Origin of the sequence: Paenibacillus sp. NPDC093718, from assembly GCF_050279985.1 — a bacterium.
Taxonomy (GTDB): Bacteria; Bacillota; Bacilli; order Paenibacillales; family Paenibacillaceae; genus Paenibacillus_AQ.
The window spans coordinates 524,713-541,408 of the sequence record NZ_JBNNUS010000003.1; the positions used below are offsets into that span (position 1 = coordinate 524,713).

General features: G+C 52.5%; 17 protein-coding genes and 1 pseudogene. 8 read left to right on the forward strand and 10 right to left on the reverse strand.

From position 1 onward, the window contains the following. Window positions 1-41 precede the first annotated feature (41 nt). The 5 genes and pseudogenes from ACQKPA_RS12220 to ACQKPA_RS12240 form a co-directional block, all read right to left on the reverse strand. Window positions 42-692 carry an FtsW/RodA/SpoVE family cell cycle protein gene (locus ACQKPA_RS12220; RefSeq protein WP_427492790.1) on the reverse strand — a complete coding sequence of 217 codons (651 nt, stop codon included), beginning with the start codon at window positions 690-692 and terminating at the stop codon, window positions 42-44. Window positions 693-743: 51 nt separating this feature from the next. Then, a complete protein-coding gene (locus ACQKPA_RS12225) occupies window positions 744-1,361 on the reverse strand; it encodes a permease prefix domain 1-containing protein (RefSeq protein WP_427492511.1) in 618 nt (205 codons plus the stop codon). Window positions 1,362-1,678: 317 nt separating this feature from the next. Beyond that, window positions 1,679-3,001 carry an FtsW/RodA/SpoVE family cell cycle protein gene (locus ACQKPA_RS12230; RefSeq protein ID WP_427492513.1) on the reverse strand — a complete coding sequence of 441 codons (1,323 nt, stop codon included), beginning with the start codon at window positions 2,999-3,001 and terminating at the stop codon, window positions 1,679-1,681. A 1-nt stretch (window position 3,002) separates the two neighbouring features. After that, on the reverse strand, window positions 3,003-3,332 hold the full coding sequence (locus ACQKPA_RS12235) for a PadR family transcriptional regulator (RefSeq protein ID WP_009595865.1): 330 nt from the start codon (window positions 3,330-3,332) through the stop codon (window positions 3,003-3,005). Between the two features lie 463 nt (window positions 3,333-3,795). After that, window positions 3,796-4,331: pseudogene (locus ACQKPA_RS12240) on the reverse strand (NAD(P)H-dependent oxidoreductase). Window positions 4,332-4,495: 164 nt separating this feature from the next. Between ACQKPA_RS12240 and ACQKPA_RS12245 the strand changes: the two are divergent. The 8 genes from ACQKPA_RS12245 (at window position 4,496) to ACQKPA_RS12280 (ending at window position 13,138) form a co-directional block, all read left to right on the forward strand. Beyond that, entirely contained in the window at window positions 4,496-5,197 is a 702-nt protein-coding gene (locus tag ACQKPA_RS12245) for a dihydroorotate dehydrogenase electron transfer subunit (protein ID WP_427492515.1), read from the forward strand. After that, window positions 5,178-6,110 (forward strand): dihydroorotate dehydrogenase, encoded by a 933-nt coding sequence (locus ACQKPA_RS12250; protein ID WP_427492517.1) that lies wholly within the window; start codon window positions 5,178-5,180, stop codon window positions 6,108-6,110. The genes ACQKPA_RS12245 and ACQKPA_RS12250 overlap by 20 nt, the downstream gene beginning before the upstream one ends. A gap of 159 nt (window positions 6,111-6,269) precedes the next feature. Beyond that, window positions 6,270-7,178, forward strand: coding sequence for an FMN-binding protein (locus ACQKPA_RS12255; protein WP_427492519.1), 909 nt, complete (start codon window positions 6,270-6,272; stop codon window positions 7,176-7,178). A gap of 49 nt (window positions 7,179-7,227) precedes the next feature. Beyond that, window positions 7,228-9,102, forward strand: a complete 1,875-nt coding sequence (locus ACQKPA_RS12260) for an FAD-dependent oxidoreductase (protein WP_427492521.1) — start codon at window positions 7,228-7,230, stop codon at window positions 9,100-9,102. A 125-nt stretch (window positions 9,103-9,227) separates the two neighbouring features. Next, window positions 9,228-9,665, forward strand: coding sequence for a hypothetical protein (locus ACQKPA_RS12265; RefSeq protein ID WP_427492523.1), 438 nt, complete (start codon window positions 9,228-9,230; stop codon window positions 9,663-9,665). A 32-nt stretch (window positions 9,666-9,697) separates the two neighbouring features. After that, entirely contained in the window at window positions 9,698-10,702 is a 1,005-nt protein-coding gene (locus ACQKPA_RS12270; RefSeq protein WP_427492525.1) for a polyprenyl synthetase family protein, read from the forward strand. A gap of 85 nt (window positions 10,703-10,787) precedes the next feature. Beyond that, complete coding sequence (locus ACQKPA_RS12275) at window positions 10,788-11,969, forward strand: PCYCGC motif-containing (lipo)protein (RefSeq protein WP_427492527.1); 1,182 nt, start codon at window positions 10,788-10,790, stop codon at window positions 11,967-11,969. A gap of 233 nt (window positions 11,970-12,202) precedes the next feature. Beyond that, the gene (locus tag ACQKPA_RS12280; protein ID WP_427492529.1) at window positions 12,203-13,138 is read left to right on the forward strand and encodes a hypothetical protein; all 936 of its coding nucleotides are present in this window, start codon (window positions 12,203-12,205) and stop codon (window positions 13,136-13,138) included. Window positions 13,139-13,197: 59 nt separating this feature from the next. On the opposite strand, the gene ACQKPA_RS12285 is transcribed toward ACQKPA_RS12280, so the two are convergent. From ACQKPA_RS12285 to ACQKPA_RS12305, 5 genes are read right to left on the reverse strand one after another with little or no spacing between them, the layout of a single operon-like run. After that, entirely contained in the window at window positions 13,198-13,989 is a 792-nt protein-coding gene (locus tag ACQKPA_RS12285) for an energy-coupling factor transporter transmembrane component T family protein (RefSeq protein WP_427492531.1), read from the reverse strand. A gap of 36 nt (window positions 13,990-14,025) precedes the next feature. Next, complete coding sequence (locus ACQKPA_RS12290) at window positions 14,026-14,883, reverse strand: ATP-binding cassette domain-containing protein (RefSeq protein ID WP_427492533.1); 858 nt, start codon at window positions 14,881-14,883, stop codon at window positions 14,026-14,028. Further along, a complete protein-coding gene (locus ACQKPA_RS12295) occupies window positions 14,832-15,704 on the reverse strand; it encodes an energy-coupling factor transporter ATPase (protein WP_427492535.1) in 873 nt (290 codons plus the stop codon). The genes ACQKPA_RS12290 and ACQKPA_RS12295 overlap by 52 nt, the downstream gene beginning before the upstream one ends. A gap of 16 nt (window positions 15,705-15,720) precedes the next feature. After that, a complete protein-coding gene (locus ACQKPA_RS12300) occupies window positions 15,721-16,266 on the reverse strand; it encodes a Gx transporter family protein (protein ID WP_427492792.1) in 546 nt (181 codons plus the stop codon). Further along, the gene (locus ACQKPA_RS12305) at window positions 16,250-16,630 is read right to left on the reverse strand and encodes a NusG domain II-containing protein (RefSeq protein WP_427492537.1); all 381 of its coding nucleotides are present in this window, start codon (window positions 16,628-16,630) and stop codon (window positions 16,250-16,252) included. The genes ACQKPA_RS12300 and ACQKPA_RS12305 overlap by 17 nt, the downstream gene beginning before the upstream one ends. Window positions 16,631-16,696 lie beyond the last annotated feature (66 nt).

Consider the following 16,696-nt stretch of genomic DNA (forward strand, 5'->3'; position numbering starts at 1 on the left):
TAGCCTGCTAGTCGAAATCGAAGGATGATCTTCCACCTCCACTAAGCCACCTTCATCGGGGCTGCTTCTCCCACCTCGCTCGGGATCATGTTTTTGCGTCTGTAAATGGAGAGGAGCAGGCCGACTGCTGCCATGTCCAGGATTTGGTTCATCCCGCTGTAAGAGAAGAAGGGTGGTTCCAATGTAACCTTTGGAAGAATACCCAGCCCCATGAGCATTGGCCAAAACAGCCGAAAACCAAAAACAACGATGAGTATTGCAGCGATATGCTTCGCATACGGATCCTTGTGAACCGTAGAAATATTCCATAGTCTAACGAGGAACAGCAGAATCAGCACGCCAACTCCTATCCCAAACAACCAGCCGAAGCAATAGATGAGGTATGGAAACACGTTATCATAAAGGACATATGGGATCCTCGGTGTAGCTTGGCCAAAACCTTGCCCAAACCAGCCTGCTGCTTGGATGGCATCCGCGTTATTTCCCATATACCACATTTCTTTGGCAGAAGGGTTCATAAATTCTCTCCACCGGAGCAGTAAATGATCTGTCCGGGTGCTGAGAAAAATAACTACTCCGACAAGAGGCAGCGCCGCGATCATAGCGAATTGTTTCAAGCTTTTACTTGTTCTCCATGTCAAAACCAGGAACCCGATCACATAGATGTAGGTGTATATAATAGAGCTGCTCATGCTATACAGGACCACAGGCAGTACTCCTCGATAAAGGATATTCAATACCGTCTACCACCGTCCCCACTGGCTGGCAGGCTTCATCCCTGCCAAAGCGAGTAGAAGCGGTATCAAGGAGAAGGTGGTGATATTGACTCCAATGGGACCTATGTTGATATAGGCAGTTCCTATATCGTGCAGTTGCCCATATGCCAATGAAACGGCCATTAAAATAACGATAAAGAAAAACACAGGGGCCGAGTATTTGTGCAGCTTCCGATAATCCAGAAAATAAAAACCAATAAGGAATAAAACTCCGATTCCGAAGTAAAACAACTTCCTTTCTATTAGGCTAACGGAATACCTTTCATCCGCGTAATACACACTCAGCATGCCAACCAGTCCAATGATTAAGAACAGGGCCAGCATAAGAAGCAGCTTCCAATCCAACTGAGGCCGATGAGCCATATGCAGGCTTTTGCCGATATCCCCCGGATCCCCCATTTGTTTCACCGCTTCCTGTACAGCTAACTCTTCAGGATGTCCCTCCAGCATCAACAGTTCGACCCGATCCTCAATATGACCCAGCAGCTCCTCTCGAATTTCATGATGCATTTGCTTCGTGCGCACTTGCTTGCACACCCGGTCCAAAAATTGCCGGACAACCATATTCTCCTCCATTTGCCGCATGTGGTTCCTCCTTGACCAGAATGTAAGTTATCGTTTAAATTACATAAGTTTGATGGCATAGCCTCGAATATAGATAGGGGTTATTAGTTAAAAAATGAATCTTTTTACAGCCTTTTTCGATAAAAAAAGATAACTCTCATCAAGATGGGTCTGGCGCTCAATCATACCTCGGATGAACATCCGTGGTTTATTGAATCCCGTTCCTCCTGAACCAATCCGAAGAGAGTTATCTAGTCATCATGTAAGTTAAAAACAGTTAGGTATTGTACGATAAGTCTGTCCGATTAAGATAGAGGCTGCCTAGATAGAACATTCAACTAAGCCACCTTCATCGGGGCTGCTTCTCCCACCTCGCTTGGGATCATGTTTTTGCGTCTGTAAATGGAGAGGAGCAGGCCGACTATGGCAATATCCAGCATGTTGTTGACGCCGCCATACGAGATAAAAGGAAAGTCCAGGCTCACAATGGGTACCACGCCAAGTCCCATAATGATCGGTATGAGCAGACGCAGCCCCAATACCACGATGACACCGATCACGATATTTTTCCCGTAGGAATCGTGAAGTACATTGGCTATGCTCCACATTCTGGCGAGGAACAAAAGAACGACCATGCCAACCAGGATACCAAACATCCAGCCAAAGCAATAAATCAGATAGGGGTATATGGAGTCGCTATAAACGTATGGGATCCCCGGATTCGGCGCAGCAAAGCCTTGGCCGAACCAACCGGCAGAAGAAACGGCATCCGCGATAACTCGCATGAAATATCCACCGTCCCCCTCACGGTCTGCGAGCCCCTCAAGTCTCCACATAATATAAAACCTTTTTAAAAATAAAATATAGGCTAATCCAATGAACGGCAGCATTACCAGTAAGGCAAATTGTTTACTACTCTTTTTCGTCGTCCAGGTCAGTACCAGGAATCCTAGCAGGTAGATGAACATATACACCATGGAACCGCTCAAGCTGTATAGTACGATCGGCAGCACACCCCGATATAGAATGTGGAATGCACTCTCCCACGGTCCCCACTGGCTAGCAGGCTTCATGCCTGCCAAGGCGATAAGGAGAAGAAAAACAGATGTTACACCGAGCATTGGGACCGCTATTGGACCGAAAACCAAGAAAATCTTAAGTCCATTGACGTCGACACCCCGAATTAACGTAAGTGCCATCAGGCATAGCGTAATAAAAAACAAAACCCCGGAGTATTTCTTGAGCTTTCTGTAGTCCAGGAAATAGAAACTGATGAGAAGGATCAGTCCTATACCGAAGAAAAATGCCTTTCTAATGAAAAAGCCCGCCACAAATTCCGTATCAGCATAATCCACCGTAAGTGAACCGATCAACCCAACGATCGAAAGCAAAGCCAGCAGGACGAGCAGCTTCCAATCCATCTGAGGCCGGTGAGCCAAATGCAGGCTTTTGCCGATATCCCCCGGATCCCCCATTTGCTTCACCGCTTCCTGCACCGCAGGCTCCTCCGCATTGCCCTCCAGCATCAGAAGCTCCGTCCGCTCCTCGATATGGCCGAGCAGCTCTTCGCGGATTTCCGGATGCATGGCTCTTGCGCGTACCTGCTTGCACACCCGGGCCAAGAAGTCTTGGACAACCTTGTATTCTTCAACCGGTCGCACGCTAGCTTCCCTCCCCGATGACCGTATCCACCGCCGTGCGGAATTTGACCCATTCCTTGGTCTTCTCATGGAGCTGCTCCCTGCCGCGCTCGGTAATCCGGTAATATTTCCGTTTGCGTCCATCATGCTGGCTCCAGGAGGAATCCAGCCAACCTTCCGCCTCCAGCGTGTGCAGAATCGGGTATAACGTGCCTTCCTTCATCAGAAACACCCCGTCCGAGCTTTGCTCGATCTCCTTGATCAGCTCGTACCCGTACATTTCCCGCTTGTTCAACACGGTAAGCAATAAAATAACAGTGCTGCCCTTCAGCAGCTCTTTGTTAATGCCCATTCCCCTATCACTCCAATACCTAGTTAATCTATGTATCGTAAATCTATGTATATGAGTATAAAATAAGCGTCTCCACAATGCAACGTATGTTTTGGAATCATTTGGCGGTTCATGCATCTACATCTTCCGTCCAATAAACAAGTCGTAGCACTCGTCGAGCTACCTTTTCTACGAGAACATCATCCGCAGTCTATAAACAAAATCGCAGCAGTTTCAGAAGACTTTAATTGCATCCAAATGCGGCAATCACTCCTTATCGCTCGGAGTAGCCAGTACCACCGAAAAGCCCGGCAGCTTCCGCCGCCAGGCTAATTTATCAGCAATTCAGTTCTTCACTTTTCAACGGGCTACCGCCTCCATATTCACCATTTGGAGTTAGGAGCTTACAACCTGTCCTTTTGCCCACCCGTCAACCATAATTCGAACCATCACTGCAGCAGTTGCACGCTTTCGATAGTAACCCTTATCTGGATCTCACCGCTCCTGTAACGTACCTGGCAAAATCCTCCGCATGACGCCGCAGCTCTTCATCCGTCAGCTGCATGGCATTATGAACGGTATATACCGGCAAATAAATCGCGCCTACCAGGTTCGCCGTCACTTCATAGGGCCGGGTCAGCTCTTCCACCGTGTAGCGGTTGTATCCTTCGCTGCCATAAGCCTCCGCTGCTCCGCCGGCGTAACCGCTATGCCCCACTCTTTTCCCTGAAGCTTGTCACCGCCGGGACCATACGCCCATCCAAAGGTCAGCACCTCGTCGAACCAATGCTTCAGAAGGGGCGGAGAACTGTACCACCAAAAAGGGAACTGAAACACGATGCGGTCATGCTGGAGCAGCAATTGATGTTCGGCCTCGATATCGATGCCTCCATCCGGATACCGCTGATAGAGGTCATTCACCGTCACCTCATGATGATGTCTCACCGTTTCGGTTAGTTCGCGATTGATCCGTGATCCCTCGTGCAGACCCGGATGTGCAACGATCACCAGTGTTCTCATATATGATCCCCCACTCTTTTCAGTCTCGTGTATGTATACAAAAGGTATCAATCCCGGATAACGCCTGAATATGAGAAATGTCACAGGTAGCGTTATCGGTCTGTGATACTGTAGCAAGGAACATAACGGGCGGAAAAAATACGCCAAGGGAGGAAAATGAGAACGTGGCCCTTGTTATTCAAAATGTCAGACTGGCCCATCGCATCTATCGACTTACCGTTCAAGGCAGCTATTCGGCACGAATGGGACAGTTCTTCATGCTTCGCTGCTGGGATGCCTATCCCGTGCTGTCACGACCGATCAGCATCCATAATCTGACGGAGGACTCCGTTTCCTTCTTATATCGCGTGCACGGAACAGGCACATGGCTGCTGTCAGCGCTTCAAGCGGGTGACAAGATTCAGCTGGAGGGGCCTTTCGGCCAAGGATTCCCTGAACCCCAGGGCCGGACGGCACTGGTAGGAGGCGGCATTGGAGCAGCCCCGCTGCTGCTGGCAGCGAAGGAAATTCCTGAATCCAGCGTCTATCTGGGATATACCGGGGTGCCCTTCGCGGTCAACGGATTTCACGAAATAAGCCGCAATGTCACCGTCAAATCCGGCGGCACCATTGTAGATGCCGTGGACCCGAGCCGCTATGACACGATATTCGCATGCGGACCGGTTGCCATGATGCACAGTCTGGCCCAAAAAGCGGAGGGGACAAACGCCAAGCTCCACGTCTCCATCGAGAAGCGAATGGGCTGCGGCATCGGGGCATGCAACAGCTGCACGTTAACCTCCGCTGGCTCTAGCCGCAAGGTATGCACCGATGGCCCCGTATTTCCGGCGAAGGAGGTGAACTGGAATGATCTCCATCGATTGTGAACTGGCGGGCGTACCGCTGGCTAACCCGATTTTGGCGGCATCGGGCACGTTTGGATTCGGCAAACCGTATGCGGATCTGTATCCGCTTCGCAAGCTTGGAGGCATTATCTCCAAGGGACTGACCCTGACTCCACGAATCGGCAATTCAGGAACACGGCTTTATGAAACGCCATCCGGCATCATGAACAGCATTGGCCTTGAGAATCCGGGCATTCACGCTTTTCTGGAGCATGAATTATCCGAGATGACCTCGCACGGGACGGCGGTCGTCGTCAATCTTGCCGGCGGCACCATACGGGAATATACGGAGGGGGCCGAGCTGCTTACCGAAGCCAGCCTCAAGTTACGGTCATCCGGCAAACGAGCCGTGGACATGATTGAGCTCAACATCTCCTGCCCCAACATCAAGGAAGGCGGGCTGGCCTTCGGCGTTGAGAATGAGCAGGCTCAAGAGGTGGTTCGCGCAGTCCGGAAAGCGACCACACTGCCGCTGCTCGTCAAGCTTTCTCCCGGTGCAAGGGATTTAAAGGAAATGGCACGCATGTGTGAGGCCGAAGGCGCTGATGGTCTTTCGCTCATTAATACGATCCAAGCGATGGCGATTGATATTCGGGAACGGCGAAGCGTTTTTGACAGAGCCTACGCCGGGTTGTCCGGACCGGCAATAAAGCCGATCGCGCTCCGCATGGTCCATCAGGTAGCACGGTCAGTATCCATCCCGGTTGTTGGAATCGGCGGAATCAGCAGCGCCGAGGACATCCTCGAATTCATCATGGCAGGTGCGGCAGCCGTACAGATCGGAACCTACAACTTCATCAACCTGCGCGCAGGCGATACCCTGGCAGAAGAATTGATTGAATTGATGGAAAGCGAAGGCATCCAATCGCTGGATGACATTCGAGGCATTATCTGACCCATGGTGCTTCATGTGCAATCAACGGAAATCAATCCGAACATGAAGCACCGACACTATTTGTGATTTTTTTCACCGATAACTATTCCTTTTAAGAATAAAATGAACTCAAGAACAATATTTGTGAAGTAATTCACAAAATTATAGGAGGAAACCAGAATGAAAAGGACACTCTCTCTATCCCTCTCCGTCATGTTGATGTTTGCGCTGCTCGTAGGCTGCGGAGGCAACGGAGACAAAGAGCCTGTCACCACGGACAAACCGGCAGAGAGCCAAAACACGGATAACGCAAGTAATGCGGAACAGCCTTCACCAGAAGGAACCCTGCAGAACGGCTTATATTACGCTGAAGGCGATTTTGCCGAAGATTCCGGCTGGAAGGAACTTGTTGCGATTAAGGTCGAAGGCGGCAAGATCGTCAGCGCCAACTGGAACGGACTTCATAAGGACGGCGGCTTAGACAAGAAGATGTTTTCCGAAAAAGGCTTCTACGGCATGAAGGAAAAAGGCGGCGCTCAAACGGAATGGCATGAGCAGGCAGCCAAAATGGAGGAATACCTGGTGGCTCAGCAGTCGGTTGAAGGCTTGACCTTAAACGACGAAGGCCGCACGGATGCCGTGTCCGGGGTGTCGATCCATGTCAACGGATTTACGGAACTGGCAGCAAAAGCGCTGGCGGCGGGACCTGTTGAAGCAGGACCATACAAAGACGGCAGCTATCACGCGGAAGCGGCTGACTTTGATGCCAAGTCCGGTTGGAAAGAAACCGTCGACGTTACCGTTATTAACGGCAAGATCGCCGCGGTCAGCTGGAACGGCATTCATAAAGACGGCGGTACCGATAAAGTTACCCGTTCCAAATCCGGTGAATACGGCATGAAGAACGGCGGAGCTCAATCCGAATGGCATGAACAGGCTTATCAAGCCGAGCAGTATTTGATTGAAAAGCAAGATCCGCAAGCCATCGTAACGGCGGAAGACGGCAAAACCGATGCCATCTCCGGTGTGTCGATCCACGTCAACGGATTTGTAGAACTGGCAACAAAAGCACTCGAAGGCGCCAAATAAGAACAAGAGCGATAGATAGAAGACAACTATTCCTTGAGGGGAGATTCGCATGAAACAGATTATCGTGCTGGGCGGCGGATATGGCGGTATACTTACCGCCAAGAAGCTGGCTAAACGACTGCGCAAACAGAAGGATTTGCGGATAACACTCATCGACCGCAAGCCGTATCATACACTGCTGACCGAGCTGCATGAAGTAGCCGCGAACCGGGTCGAGGAGGATTCCATCAAAATCGACCTGAAGAAAGTGTTCTCCGGATTCCGAAATGTAGACGTGGTGCTGGATGAAATCGGTGGCATTGACTTTGACGGCCAAACACTCCGCGGAGAGAAACAAACCTACACCTACGATTATCTGGTCATCGGAACAGGCAGCAAGCCAACCTTCTTTGGCATACCGGGCGCAGATCAACACGCCTTTACCTTATGGTCGTATGACGATGCGGTCCGTCTGAAAGAACACACCCTGAATATGTTCCGAAGAGCCGTGCTGGAGCGCGACCCGCAGGTCCGCAAAGAAATGCTGACCTTCGTCGTGGTCGGCGGCGGATTCACCGGGGTTGAGATGATCGGCGAGTTGGCCGAGTTCACGCAGCAATTATGTAAGGAATTCTACGTGGATCCAAACGAGGTTACGCTGCACGTTGCCGACATGGTCGACAAAATCCTGCCGATCCTGCCCGAGCCATTGATCCGCAAAGCCGAGAAACGGCTGCGCAAAATGAACGTCAACATCATCACAGGCTCCAAGATTACGGAAGTGAAACCGGACGGCGTTACCGTCGGCGGCAGCGACATCAAATCCCGAACCGTTATCTGGACCGCAGGGGTGGAAGGCTCCGATGTGGTCGGCAATATGGATGTCGAGCAAAAAGGCCGCAAGCGCATTTTGACCAACGATAAGCTTCAAGTTCCTGCCCATCCGAACGTTTATGTCGTCGGGGACAATATTTTCTACATTCCTGAAGGCGCGGCTGCACCCGTACCTCAAATGGTAGAAAATGCGGAACTCGCCGCCCCGGTCATTGCGCATAACATCGTGGCCGAACTGTTAAACAAACCGATGAAATCCTACAAACCGACGTTCCACGGAACGATGGTCTGTATCGGCAGCCGCTACGGGGTAGCCAACGTGGGCGTGCCGGGCCACATGTTCAGGCTCAGCGGCTTCCCGGCTATGCTGGTTAAACATATGATCAATATGCTCTATTTGTTCCAGGTTTGCGGCTTCAACAAGGTATATCACTACCTGCTGCATGAATTCTTCCACGTCCGGAACAACCGCAGCTTTGTGGGCGGACATTTTGCCAAACGGTCTCCGAATTTCTGGCTCGTTCCGCTGCGGATTTTTGCCGGATGGATGTGGCTCTCACATGGATGGGATAAAATCCACAAGATTATCGAGGATCCGGATAAAGTGTTCCTCATTCCTGCCAAAGCAGCCGACGGCGTAAGTGCAGCTTCCGCTGCAGGCGCCGATGCAGCCGGAGCCGGAGCGGCAGATGCGGTGTCCGCCGCCTCCGCTTATACTGCCGAAGCGGTATCCGCACTGCCGGTTCCGAATTTTATGAAATCCATTGTCGATTGGTCGATGGACCTGATGTTCTACACTGGCGACGGCGGCTATACCTCGCTCGCCTATGTGTTTCAGACCTCGATGGTCCTGGCTGAGCTGATCGTCGGCATTCTGCTGATCGTCGGATTGTTCACGGCACCTGCAGCCGTAGCCAGCGTTGCCATGGGCGCGATGGTTTGGGTATCGGGTATGGCACCTAACGAAATGCTGTGGTATCTGGCAGCCGGGATCGCCTTAATCGGCGGATCAGGCAGCACGTTCGGACTTGACTACTATGTGTATCCTTGGCTGAAAAAAGCATGGAAACGAATACCGATCGTAAGGCGCTGGTACGTGTATACGGACTAATTCTTCTCTATTCAATAGAACGGGCTAACCGTATCGCGCTTTGCCGTATCAAACTCAAGCCCTAACCGTTCTGCCGGCATTCACACTCTTAATCAACACGAGCCTTCCGGAAGGAGTCAATAACGATGGATATGAAGCTATTACAGGATACGATCGACCTGCTTCGGTCGCATATCGATTCCGGAACGGATATCGATTGGATGGAGATGGATAACAGACCGGTAAGGGACATCGCCGATATGCTCAACGCTTATGAACTTGCCTATTCACGCAAAATGACGGTGCTGGCTTGCTGCATCCTGATTCATACTGCACTGAGCAAGCACGGCAAGCTGCAGACACAGGATAACGAGAGATTGACGTGTATGCTGCTGGACGGCGATTATTTGACCGGGCTCATGTACCGGATTGCCGTCAAACGGAAGGAATGGAAGCTGCTGTCCCGGCTTCTCCCCCTCCATAAGCGCATGCAGCTGAAACTAATGAAGAACGTCTCACCCGAAATCCTGCTTAAAGAGCTGAAGCGTGAAATCCGCAGCTATCTGGAGCAACGGAGCGCGTAAGGAGCTGTCCGGGGAAAGGAGCGCTGATACAGATGAACATTCATAACCAAATTGGAGTGGATCTCGCTTCCTTCGACCGCCTGCTCCGGGAGGTGGTCACCTCAGACCGTGACCTCACTCCTCCCTCCGTTGTGCTGAGCAGCGTCATGGATCTCATTAACGCTGGCGGCAAGCGGCTGCGCCCGCTTATGGTCGTGCTCGGCAGCCGTTTCGGGAAAAGCGGCCATGAGCCGGCCGTCATGAAAACCGCCGTACTGCTTGAATATTTGCACATGGCCTCGCTGGTGCACGATGACATTATCGATCAATCCGATATGCGGCGCGGCATGCCGACCCTGCATGAAACAACGGATGTCCAGACGGCCGTGCACATCGGCAACTACATGATTGCCCGCGCCATCGAATGGGCCGCGGGTCATCCGAATGACGAGTCCGACAAGAGCAGTGAAGACATCTCCGAAGACGAGGCCTACCGATTAGCCGAGCTTGCGGCGTTGGTGACCGAGCTCTGCATGGGAGAATACGATCAGCTGCATCACCGCTTCGACTTCGGACTGACGATGGAGCAGTATTTGGAGAAAACACGCTGCAAAACCGCCCTGTTGATGGCCCACTGCCTGAAAGCGGGTGCGGATGCAGCCAAAGCGGATGCCGGAACCGCTGAACGGCTTTTTCAATTCGGAGAGTCGCTCGGCATGGCATTTCAAATCCGGGATGACCTGCTCGATTTCACGAAGCCCAAAGAGGCCATCGGCAAGCCGGCTGGCGCAGACCTGCGAAACGGCAACATTACGCTGCCGGTGATTTACGCCCTCAACGATCCAGCCCTTGCACCTGGAATCAGACAGCTTGGCCCCCACTCTGCGGCGGCTGCCATGGACGAGGTCATCCAGCGTATCGCCGCAAGCGGCGCCATTGAGCAAAGCGAGGAGCTTGCCCGATCGTATGCGGAACAGGCTCAGCGGATGATCGGCGACTTGGCGGATCATCCCGCCCAGCAGGATTTGCAGACCCTGCTCCATTATTTTCTGCCCTAAAGACATGAATCCATATACTCCAAATGAACAGGGATACATCCGTCATGGATGCATCCCTGTTCGATATGAAAGGATGTGTTAGAACATGAATCGTACACGAATCTGGCGGTGGAGAATTGCGCTGGCGACCTTCCTGATCCTGCTTGGTGCAGGGGGCTTCATGCTGTTCAAGACATCCCCTCTCGCAGAACAGAGGACTGGTGATACACAAGTGAGCTCCATCGCCATCTTTGCGCTCAAGGGCTGCGGCGGCTGTTCCAAAGCACTGGGTGTCATGGAACAGATGGAAGCTGCCTCGCCAGCCTACCGTTACCAGTATTTCAGCATATCGGAGGATACGGGAGCCGTTAATAGGTACGGCATTACGGAGCACCCGACCATCCTGTTCCTGAACGCTCAGGATGAAGAACTCGGGAGACTGACCGAGGATATATCAAGCGACAGGATCCTGCTTGAACTGGAAGATATCGCTGCAAACGGTGCACGTCCGCCCAAGGGGACGATTCTTTCCGCCATCCCAAGCACGATGCCCAGCGTAACCCTCCATGCCTATGACCCGCATTCCGGTTTATTCACGCCCGTATCCCAGTATGTGCAGACAGATACCTCCGTCCGCTATCCCAAGGTCAGTGCCATGACGATGCTGACCCAGCTTGGAGATCTGCTGCCGCCTGTACTTGAAAGCGCCATCCCTAATGGTGTAACCTTCGTGGAAATCCGAACCGAGCACGGGGTGACCGTGGTAGAGCTGTCCCCATCGTTTCGTTCCTTTACCGGCTCTGAGGAGGGAAAACGGGCTGAAGAAGCCATCGCGCTTACGCTGCAAACCTTTGAAGGCGTGAACGGCGTTCAAGTAGTAAGCGGCGCGTATCGCAGCGACATCCTCTATGTGGAAGCTCTTGCTGGCCGTTCCGACGGAAAAACCGACTACCTGCTGCATCCCGATACGCCTCTTCCGCATATGTCCAGCCTGAAGGAATACAATGCAGCCATCCTCCATGCCAGCCACTTGGCCTTCATGCCCTGCTTCTGCGGATGCGGTGACGCAGGCCACAGCAGCAACCTGAATTGCTACTATGCTCAAGAGGACGATGGTCGGCTAACGCCAACCACGCACGCAAAGTTCTGCCAGACCTGCCTGGACGTCACGAACATGTACCTGGACGGCAGGCATCAGGGGCTGAGCCTGAAGGAAATCCGGCAGTCCGTGGACCGGGCCTACGAGGGATTCGAGCCGACGGATACGCCGATGCCGATGAATGAATAGGTATGACAAAAACACCGTTCCGTAAAGGATCGGTGTTTATTATCTATATTTTCCGCGAGATGCATTGTAAAACTCACAAAAGATCGGACAATTACCCAGTTCACTGATTTAATTTCCATATTATAACTTTACGGCAGGCATGAATCTCATCTATGATTTGACTGGGTAAATCATCCATCGATGGTATACGCCAGAAATTAAAAATTGGCAGATTAGAGGAGACGTATTACAACGTGATCAGAAAATTTCTAAGCTTTCTTACATTAGCATTGCTGTTTCTTTTGTTTACCCATGAGGAAACGGAAGCTTCAAACCAAAAAGTGAGTTTGACCCTCCCAAACGGAGCAACCTATTACGGAGAAGTGAAGAACAACAAACCCCACGGGAAAGGCACGATGAGATGGGGACCTTCCAAAGTGTACAGCGGCGATTGGTACAATGGACAAAGATCCGGCACAGGCAGATACATATCGGACAGGCTTCCGGGGGATATGAAAATCGTATATGAGGGTGAATGGCGAAACGATCGTCCTAACGGAACGGGAATTCGGAGCGAAAGCAACCCTGATTTTGAATTTTATGTAATCTCGAAGGGCATTTTCAAGGATCATGACTTGCTGTCGGGTCATGCCGTGATGCAATCCATAGACTCCCTTTGGTTTGAATATCGGGATGGGAACACTCTATTGGAGTTTTCCGTATCGGATCGGGAGCAGGCAAATGAACTGATGCAATCCAAATTGGCTCGCGGTCATATTCAACTGCTGAATTACTACAAACGGGATAAGTCCACGCCTGATTACAAAGGGTTCGAATATGCAAACGAGATGGAGGATTACGGGAGTTCCATCAGAGAAGGCGTATATCGAACGGGTGACTATGGGGTTATGGAGCTCTATACTGGACTGAATCAACGCTTCGAGGATGAAGAGTACTATAGAGTAGAGAATTACAAGAACGGTAGACTCGTTTCTACAAAAGAAGTACCGGAGAACGGACGGTTTGCCGGGATCGTTCAAGGGAAAATCAATAACAAGAAGCATGTCCTGCAGCCTTATCTAGGTGAATTCTCAAAGCTATTAAAAGACATTAAAAACGAAACAGAGCCGAAAGACTGCAGCAACTCGTCCACCAGTGTTTGCGTGACCTTTCCTATCAAATTCGAGTAACAATAAACCACAAACCGCAGTCCTTAAGGACTGCGGTTTTCATGCTCTTCAGTCCGCTGTTACAGTAGCGCGGCTGCGGCCACAGGCAGCAGGAACAATGCGACAAACAGCGTGTCTGCCCGCTTCCATACAAAAGCCCTGAACCTGCTTCGCCGAGCACCCAGCCGGTAGCCTCTGGCTTCCATGGAATCGGCCAGCCCGATGGCACGCCGGAACGCGCCTGTCGTTACAGGCACCAGCAGGGCAATGATCAGCCGTGCCTTCTCCCTCAGCGGCCGCGACGACAGGTCAAGTCCCCTGGACTGCTGTGCCTTCCACAGCCGCTCCGCTTCCTCGAAGATGGTCGGAATGAACCGGAGGGCAATGCCGAGCATCAGCACCAGCCGATCGGTCGGCACGCCGATGTAAGTCAGGGGCCGCAGGAGGCTGCCGAGCCCCTGGGCCAACTGCTCCGGCTGGGTCGTGAAGGTCAGCACCGCCGCCAACATGATGAAGAGTCCCATCCGGGAGGCGGACACGATGCCTTTTTCCAATCCGCCGACATATACCTTGAACGCGCCCACATCCAGTAGTTTCCCGCCTCCCGCATCATAAAGGATGTGAAATACCAGAATGAACAACAGCAGGAACATCAGCGGCTTCATGGCTCTGATGTAATAGCGATACGGGATACCCGTAGCCCGGATCACCGCCGCAGTGAACAGCAGCAGCGCGAGCACCCCCATATATCCGTCCACCAGGAACACGGCCACCATAAAGAGAGGCATGGCAGCCGTCTTGGCACGCGGATCCAGACGGTGAACCCATGAATTGCCTTCCATATATCGGCCCAGGATGATTTTTCGTTTCATCCATGCTTCCTCCTTTCGCCTCTGCTTCGCCCTGCCCTACATTTCAAGCTGCCCTGCGTACCAATCCGCCAGCGCAGCCGCATCCGGCGGCATCTCCGGAGGCTGTACTCCAAGCTGCGATGCCAGCTTGCCCGCCATCCGCACAGACGACGGAGCCATCAATCCCGCCTGCTCTAGCACCTCCTGCCGGTGTACCAGTTCCTTGGCCGTCCCTTGAAATACGACTCGGCCATCTTTAATTACAACGAACTCGTCCGCATAGGCAGCGATTTCCTCCAACCGATGGGAGACGATGAGAACCGTCTTGCCCTGGGTCCTCGTTAATCCATGCAATCGCTCCAGCAAATCCACGCGGCTGGCAGGATCAAGGGAGGCCGTAGGCTCATCCAAAGCCAAAATGTCGGGGTTAGCCGCCAGTACGGCGGCCACAGCCGCTTTTCGCATCTGACCCGAGCTTAACTTGAAGGGACTCTGTGTCAGCAGCTCCTCGTCCAATCCGACGAAGGATGCCGCTCTGCGGACCGCCTCGGCGGCTTCAGCTGGGCTCCGCCCGAAATTAAGCGGCCCGAACAGCAAATCCTTCTCCACCGTCTCTTCAAACAGCTGCTGTTCCGGGTATTGAAAAACAAGGCCGACGCGCTGCCGCAGACCGGCAGGGACTTTCTTGCTGTCACCCGGTTCAAGGCGGAAATCCAATATGCGAATCAAGCCCTCATCAGCCCGTATCAATCCGTTCATATGCTGGAGAAGCGTTGATTTTCCCGAACCCGGCGCACCGAGAACGGCAATCATTCTGCCTTCCTCCAGCTCCAGATGAAGGCCGTCGAGTCCAAGAATCGGACTCATCCCCCGGTCCCGGTAGCGGTAAGAAACCTCTTCGAATGATATGACCATAACGCCTCCAGCACCTCCTTCTCCCTAACCAGCTCGCCGATATCGATCCCCCGCGCTTTGAGCTCCCGGCACAGCTGGAGGGCAAAAGGCACCTTTAGCCTGCAACGCTGGAGCAGCTCTTCCTGCAGCAGCAGTTCCCTTGGACTTCCGTCCGCCGTCACCATTCCGCCATCCAGCACGATCATTCGGTCTGCTTCGGCCATCTCTTCTACGTCATGGGTGATGGAGATGATGGTGTATCGGCCTTCGGCATGCATGGTTCGCATGAAATCCAGCAGCTCATGCTTAGCCTTCTCATCCAGCATGGAAGCTGCCTCGTCCAAGACAATGATGGAAGGCTCCATGGCCAGCACGGCAGCAATGGCAGCGCGCTGCTTCTGTCCGCCGGACAGGGTTGCCGGATGCCGGTCCAACAAATGGACAATGTCCAGCCGCTCCGCGTACGCCCGAATCCGCTGCAGCATCTCTTCCCGGCTCAGGCACAGATTTTCCAGGCCGAACGCAATGTCATCCTCTACCGTCAGGCCGACAAACTGATCATCGGGATTGGCAAACACCATGCCGATATGACGGCGAATCTCCCCCAGCGTACGGCCGTTCAGTTCCAACCCATCGATAAGAATGCGTCCCCGGCTCATGAGGAGCAGACCGTTTAACAGCCGAATCAGCGTAGACTTGCCTGCCCCGTTCCTTCCGGCGATGCATACCCACTGCCCATGGGGAATCGTCAGCGAGACGTCCTTGAGCACGTTCGTGCAGCCCTGTCCGTAATATACATGCTTCAATTGGACTGCATGCTCTGACTTATCCATTATGCCCATGCCTAACGCCTCCTCCTTAGGTTTCCGTATGAAACATGCCAAACGGATCGATACGTCGCAGGGATTCGATCAGATATTTTGCAGCCCATCCCACAAAAATCCCCGTCACGACACCCGCCCCGAGCAGAAATGGCAGGTAATAATAAATTTTGGTTGTTCCCAATACCAGCGAGGCAGCCGTTAATTGGCCAATATTATGAGCGATGCCGCCTGCGATGCTCACGCCGGTTAAGCTGAAATTAAGGCCCCCGAGCCTAAGCATGACATACATCACCAGATAACTTGCCAGCGCGCCGAACATACTGAACAGGAAGGTCGAGAAGCTTCCGAGTATAAAGGCAGTCAGCAATGTCTTTAAAACAATAAGCCACAGGGCATCCCTGCCCCCCAGGCAGACTAGACAGGTCAGAACCAAAATATTGCCAAGCCCCAGCTTGGCACCGGGTATCGTGACCGCGAATGGAATCAGGGCTTCCACAATGCCAAGCACCACCGATAAGGAGGCGCAGATGGCAATCACGACCAGCTTGCGGAGAGCATAGGGATCAGGAGACAACGGCATCCGGCTCACTTCCTTCATCTTGATCTCCGGTCACTTCGACGAACACGCGATTAGGCAAACATACGATGGTATCATGAACATCGTGAACGTGACCGAACCCAACGCAGAGCTGATCCGGACAATCCGACTTCACCATCTCGATACCCTGGCGGGAAACCCTCAAGAGGTTATATCCCCGCTCTGTCCGGATTTCTATATCTCGGGGCTCTTCCGTAAGCGCCACCGTATCATAATGCTTTCCATTCACCTCGATCATGGCATAGGTTCCCTTCGCCGCTCCGTCTCCTCCCATAAACTTGGATATTCCAAACCAGGCGACAACCGCTATCAGCACGAGCGCTATTCCAATATCTCCGCGTTTCATCAGCATCTCTCCACTTCGCTTTGCTTATCTTCATTATCAGGGCTGCACCAAGTGCCAGAAATGATT

Excerpts from the sequence above, each read along its gene's own strand:
- ACQKPA_RS12305 (WP_427492537.1), bottom strand. The coding sequence starts at position 16,630 with ATGAAACGCGGAGATATTGGAATAGCGCTCGTGCTGATAGCGGTTGTC.
- ACQKPA_RS12220 (WP_427492790.1), bottom strand. The coding sequence starts at position 692 with ATGAGCAGCTCTATTATATACACCTACATCTATGTGATCGGGTTCCTG.
- ACQKPA_RS12285 (WP_427492531.1), bottom strand. The coding sequence starts at position 13,989 with ATGAAACGAAAAATCATCCTGGGCCGATATATGGAAGGCAATTCATGG.
- ACQKPA_RS12300 (WP_427492792.1), bottom strand. The coding sequence starts at position 16,266 with ATGCCGTTGTCTCCTGATCCCTATGCTCTCCGCAAGCTGGTCGTGATT.
- ACQKPA_RS12255 (WP_427492519.1), top strand. The coding sequence starts at position 6,270 with ATGAAAAGGACACTCTCTCTATCCCTCTCCGTCATGTTGATGTTTGCG.
- ACQKPA_RS12270 (WP_427492525.1), top strand. The coding sequence starts at position 9,698 with ATGAACATTCATAACCAAATTGGAGTGGATCTCGCTTCCTTCGACCGC.
- ACQKPA_RS12235 (WP_009595865.1), bottom strand. The coding sequence starts at position 3,332 with ATGGGCATTAACAAAGAGCTGCTGAAGGGCAGCACTGTTATTTTATTG.
- ACQKPA_RS12225 (WP_427492511.1), bottom strand. The coding sequence starts at position 1,361 with ATGCGGCAAATGGAGGAGAATATGGTTGTCCGGCAATTTTTGGACCGG.
- ACQKPA_RS12275 (WP_427492527.1), top strand. The coding sequence starts at position 10,788 with ATGAATCGTACACGAATCTGGCGGTGGAGAATTGCGCTGGCGACCTTC.
- ACQKPA_RS12260 (WP_427492521.1), top strand. The coding sequence starts at position 7,228 with ATGAAACAGATTATCGTGCTGGGCGGCGGATATGGCGGTATACTTACC.
- ACQKPA_RS12250 (WP_427492517.1), top strand. The coding sequence starts at position 5,178 with ATGATCTCCATCGATTGTGAACTGGCGGGCGTACCGCTGGCTAACCCG.
- ACQKPA_RS12295 (WP_427492535.1), bottom strand. The coding sequence starts at position 15,704 with ATGGGCATAATGGATAAGTCAGAGCATGCAGTCCAATTGAAGCATGTA.
- ACQKPA_RS12290 (WP_427492533.1), bottom strand. The coding sequence starts at position 14,883 with ATGGTCATATCATTCGAAGAGGTTTCTTACCGCTACCGGGACCGGGGG.
- ACQKPA_RS12265 (WP_427492523.1), top strand. The coding sequence starts at position 9,228 with ATGGATATGAAGCTATTACAGGATACGATCGACCTGCTTCGGTCGCAT.